The following is a 4,636-nucleotide window of genomic DNA, read 5'->3' on the forward strand; positions in this document are numbered from 1 at the left end:
ACCGCTACCGCGACATGGTCGACACGTTCGGCGAGATCGCACGCACCGGCGGGACGTGCGGCATGCATGTGCACGTCGCGATCGCCTCGGAGGAGGAGGGCGTCGCCGTCCTCGACCGGATCGCCCCGTGGCTCCCGGTGCTCGTCGCGCTGGCCGCCAACTCGCCGTACGTCGAGGGCCGCGACTCCGGCTACGCGTCCTGGCGGGCCCAGGTGTGGGGCCGCTGGCCCAGCGCCGGCCCCACGGAGCAGTTCGGGTCGGTCGAGGGCTACCGCGCCGCGTGCCGCGCGATGCTCGACACCGGCGCCGCCCGCGACCCCGGCATGCTCTACTTCGACGCCCGGCTCTCCGTCGGCCAGCCGACCGTCGAGGTGCGGGTCTGCGACGTGTGCACCGACGTCGCCGAGGCGGTGACCATCGGGGCCCTGGTGCGGGCGCTGGTCGAGACCGCCGCCGTCGACTGGGCGGCGGGCCGGCCGGCTCCGCACTGGCGGGCGGAGGCGCTGCGCGCCGCCCACTGGCGTGCGTCCCGGTTCGGCATGGCCGACTCGCTGTTCCACCCGCTGCTGCGCGAGCTGCGACCGGCCCAGGAGGTGGTCGCGGCGCTCGTCGCGTCCGTCGAGCCGGCTCTGGCGGAGGCCGGCGACCTCGACCTGGTCGGCTCCGTCGCCGGCCGGGCGATCAACGCCAACGGCGCCACCCGTCAGCGGGCCGCGTTCGAGCGCACCGGCGACGTGCGCGGCGTGGTGGACGACCTCATCGAGCGCACCGAGGCCTCCTGGCGGCGCCAGGACAGCCCGGTCGGGAAGGCCTAAGGTCGCGACATGGGCGAAGAGGTGGAGGCACAGGAGTTCTCCCGGGCCGATCGCACGCGGCACCGCGAGAAGGTGCGGCGCAACCTCGACGTGTTCGCGCGGATGCTGCGCGAGGCGCGGTTCGACACCGACGACCCGATGACCGGCCTCGAGGTCGAGCTCAACCTCGTGGACGAGGAGGGCGACCCCGCGCTCAAGAACGCCGAGGCCCTGGCGGCGATCGCCGACCCGGACTTCCAGACCGAGCTCGGCCAGTTCAACATCGAGATCAACGTGCCGCCGGCGCGACTGCGCGAGGGCGGCCTCACGACCTTCGAGGAGAAGCTGCGGCGCAGCCTCAACGACGCCGAGTCCAAGTCCGCGGCCGTGGGCGCGCACATGGTGATGATCGGGATCCTGCCCACCCTCGCCGAGGGGCACATGAGCGTGGCGAGCCTGAGCGGCAACCCGCGCTACAAGCTGCTCAGCGAGCAGATCCTCGACGCCCGCGGCGAGGACATCGCGATCGCGATCGACGGCCCCGAGCGGCTGCGCACCACCGCCGACTCGATCGTGCCGGAGGCGGCGTGCACCAGCACGCAGTTCCACGTGCAGACCTCCCCGGACCAGTTCGCCGCCTACTGGAACGCCTCCCAGGCGATCGCCGCCGTGCAGATCGCCGTCGCCGCGAACTCGCCGTACCTCCTCGGCAAGGAGCTGTGGCGCGAGACCCGGATCCCGCTGTTCGAGCAGGCCACCGACACGCGCAGCGAGGAGCTGAAGTCGCAGGGGGTGCGCCCCCGGGTCTGGTTCGGCGAGCGTTGGATCACCTCGGTCTTCGACCTGTTCGAGGAGAACGTGCGCTACTTCCCGGCGCTGCTCCCGATCACCGACGACGAGGACCCGCTCGCGGTGCTGGAGTCCGGCGGCACACCGACCCTGCCGGAGCTGCGGCTGCACAACGGCACGATCTACCGCTGGAACCGGCCCGTCTACGACCTCGCCGACGGGGTGCCGCACCTGCGCGTCGAGAACCGCCTGCTCGCCGCCGGCCCCACGGTCGCCGACACGATGGCCAACGCCGCGTTCTACTTCGGGCTGGTGCGCGCCCTCGCGGAGAGCGAACGGCCGTTGTGGTCGCAGATGTCGTTCAGCGCGGCGGAGGAGAACTTCCACGTCGCCGCCCGGCAGGGCATCGAGGCCCAGGTCTACTGGCCCGGCGTCGGCCAGGTCCGGGCGACCGAGCTGGTGCTGCGCCGCCTGCTGCCGCTGGCCCAGGAGGGGCTCGAGAGCTGGGGCGCGTCGGGCGAGGAGATCGACCGCCTGCTCGGCATCATCGAGCAACGCTGCCTGATCGGCACGAACGGCGCGGAGTGGTTCGCCCAGCGCATGCACGCCGCCGGCGAGGCCGACCGCTACGACGCGCTCCGCTCGACGCTGCTGGAGTACACCCGCGGCATGCACAGCAACGAGCCCGTGCACACCTGGACCTAGGGTCAGCGGGCGCTAGCGCTGGCGCAGCCGCTTCCACTCCCGGCGTACGCCGCTGCGCGGGTCGGCCCAGCCCCGCCGGGTCACCGTCACCCAGGTCAGCCCGGTCCCGGCCTCCGCGCTCGCGGTCCGCGCCGCCGCGAGCCACGCGACGTCGACGTCCTCCACGTCGAGCGGACCGGGGCGGGTCAGCCACACCAGCGGCGCCGCGCCGGCGCGGCGCGCACGCTGGAGCAGGACCGCGACGACGTCGGCGCCCAGCGCGTGGTCGAAGGGGTCGTCGGGCCTGATCGCGAAGACCTCCGCGGAGCGCCCCGGCACCCCCACGTGGAGCAGGGCCGGGAACGACCGCCGCCGCTCGGAGCGCACGTGGTCGAGGACCGCCCGGCGCAGCAGCGCCGCGGTCCTGCGGTCGACCGGCTCCCGGAGTCCCTCGAGGCCCAGGCTCACGCTCTCCACGCCTCCGGCCACCTCCCCTCGTCTCGTGCGCTGACGTCCGGCAAGCCTCCACCCGCTAGCCCGGCGGCGCACGGTTCCTCCACAGGCTGCGGCGGGGCGGCCGATCGGTTACGGTGCGATCGTGGGCAAAACGCCCACGATCAGCACAGGGCGAGGGCATGCGTGAGCATGTCGAGACAGGGAGTGTCGATGGGGACCGTTGTCGTGGGGTACGTGCCCAAGCCGGAGGGAGACGCCGCGCTGAAGAAGGCGGTCGAGGAGGCGAAGCTCCGCGACGCGAAGCTCGTCGTCGTCAACTCCCACCGCGGCGGGCAGGAGTTCGACGGCGGCGCCGCCATCCAGACCGAGCGGGACCTCGACGAGGTCCGCCGGGTCCTCGACGAGTCCGGCGTCGCCTACGACGTGCGGCAGCTGGTCCGCGGGTTCGAGCCCGCCGAGGACCTGATCAGCATCGCCGAGGCCAACGACGCCGAGCTGATCATCATCGGCCTGCGCCGCCGCTCGCCGGTCGGCAAGCTCATCCTCGGCAGCAACGCCCAGCGGGTGCTGCTCGACGCCCACTGCCCGGTGCTCGCGGTCAAGGCCGACTGAGCCTGCGGGCTGAGCCCCGACAGCACGTCCGACGGCCTCGCCCGGCTCACAGCCGGGTGAGGCCGTCGACCACCAGGAGCACGCCGAAGATCGCGAACAGCGCGGCCGCGCCGTACTTGATCACGCGTTCGGGCAGCTGCCGGCCGAGCACCGCGCCCACGCCGATCGCCAGCGCGTCGGCGGCGACCATGCCGACGGTCGAGCCGATCCAGGTGCCGAGCCAGCCCTCCTGGGTCGCGAGGGTGATCGTCGCGAGCATCGTCTTGTCGCCGAGCTCGGCGAGGAAGAACGCGACGCCGACCGCGAGCAGCGCGAGCCCGCGGCTGTCGCGGGCCTTGTTGGCCTCCTCGTCGGTCAGCTCGTCGCCGCGCAGCGTCCAGGCGGCGAAGGCGAGGAACGCCACGCCGGCCACGATCGTGATGTAGTGCTGGCTGTCGGCGAACGCGTCGCCGATCAGGGCACCGATCGCGACCGAGAACAGGTGCACGATCGCGGTCGCGGCCGTGATGCCGAGCAGCACGTCGCGGGCCCGATAGCGGGTCGCGAACGTCATCGCCATCAGCTGGCTCTTGTCGCCGAGCTCGGCGACGAAGATGACGGCGGTGGACAGCAAGAAGGCGTACACGGGTTCCTCTCCGGTGCCGGCCGGAGGAGCCTCCCGCCGGGGGTGACGCTCCTTCGACCAGGCACGTCACATGGGTGCGGCAACTGGTCGAAGGTCTCGTCCGCCCGTCGGTGGACCGATCGGTCCGCCTGGTGGCCTGTCGCGCCGGGCCCGGGGGCCAGTATGTCGACGCGGCTGTTGAGGACTACTCCCCTTCGGGAGGGGAGCCTACCTGCTGGTGCGCCATACTCGCGCCATGGGCTTCCAGATCACGGGCGAGCCGGCCAGCGACGCCGTGCTCGACGAGCATCCCTTCGCGCTGCTGGCCGGCATGATGCTGGACCAGCAGTACCCCATGGAGCACGCGTTCCGCGGCCCCGCCAAGGTGCTGGAGCGGTTCGGCACCCTCGAGCCGGCGCGGATCGCCGCCGCCGACCCGGAGGAGTTCGCGGCGCTGTGCAGCACGCCGCCGGCGATCCACCGCTTCCCGGGCTCGATGGCCGCCCGGCTGCAGGCGCTCGCCGCCCTCGTCGAGGAGCGGTACGACGGCCACGCCGAGCGGCTGTGGACGCAAGCCACCACCGGCAAGGAGCTGCTCACGCGGGTCATGGAGCTGCCCGGCTTCGGCAAGCAGAAGGCCCAGATCTTCGTCGCGCTGCTGGCCAAGCAGCTCGGCGTACGCCCCGAGGGCTGGGAG

6 protein-coding genes are annotated in these 4,636 nt (G+C 72.9%); 4 read left to right on the plus strand and 2 right to left on the minus strand.

Going from position 1 to position 4,636, the window contains the following annotated elements:
• On the plus strand, nucleotides 1-815 hold an 815-nt coding region (locus VGD85_RS04900), incomplete at its 5' end, for a glutamate--cysteine ligase (protein ID WP_331062324.1).
• Between the two features lie 9 nt (nucleotides 816-824).
• Nucleotides 825-2,288 (plus strand): glutamate-cysteine ligase family protein, encoded by a 1,464-nt coding sequence (locus VGD85_RS04905; protein WP_331062325.1) that lies wholly within the window; start codon nucleotides 825-827, stop codon nucleotides 2,286-2,288.
• Nucleotides 2,289-2,300: 12 nt separating this feature from the next.
• Here the strand turns inward: VGD85_RS04905 and VGD85_RS04910 are convergent, their stop codons facing one another.
• A complete protein-coding gene (locus VGD85_RS04910; protein WP_331062326.1) occupies nucleotides 2,301-2,735 on the minus strand; it encodes a hypothetical protein in 435 nt (144 codons plus the stop codon).
• A 198-nt stretch (nucleotides 2,736-2,933) separates the two neighbouring features.
• Here VGD85_RS04910 and VGD85_RS04915 point away from each other — a divergent pair, with 198 nt between their 5' ends.
• Nucleotides 2,934-3,335, plus strand: coding sequence for a universal stress protein (locus VGD85_RS04915; RefSeq protein ID WP_331062327.1), 402 nt, complete (start codon nucleotides 2,934-2,936; stop codon nucleotides 3,333-3,335).
• A gap of 46 nt (nucleotides 3,336-3,381) precedes the next feature.
• On the opposite strand, the gene VGD85_RS04920 is transcribed toward VGD85_RS04915, so the two are convergent.
• Nucleotides 3,382-3,960, minus strand: coding sequence for a TMEM165/GDT1 family protein (locus VGD85_RS04920; protein WP_331062328.1), 579 nt, complete (start codon nucleotides 3,958-3,960; stop codon nucleotides 3,382-3,384).
• Nucleotides 3,961-4,195: 235 nt separating this feature from the next.
• On the opposite strand from VGD85_RS04920, the gene VGD85_RS04925 reads away from it, so the two are divergent.
• Nucleotides 4,196-4,636 (plus strand): HhH-GPD-type base excision DNA repair protein (locus VGD85_RS04925; protein ID WP_331062329.1); only part of this gene is annotated, 441 nt, incomplete at its 3' end.

It is taken from the genome of Nocardioides sp., assembly GCF_036401255.1.
Classification (GTDB): Bacteria; Actinomycetota; Actinomycetes; order Propionibacteriales; family Nocardioidaceae; genus Nocardioides.

Excerpts from the sequence above, each read along its gene's own strand:
- VGD85_RS04905 (WP_331062325.1), top strand. The coding sequence starts at position 825 with ATGGGCGAAGAGGTGGAGGCACAGGAGTTCTCCCGGGCCGATCGCACG.
- VGD85_RS04915 (WP_331062327.1), top strand. The coding sequence starts at position 2,934 with ATGGGGACCGTTGTCGTGGGGTACGTGCCCAAGCCGGAGGGAGACGCC.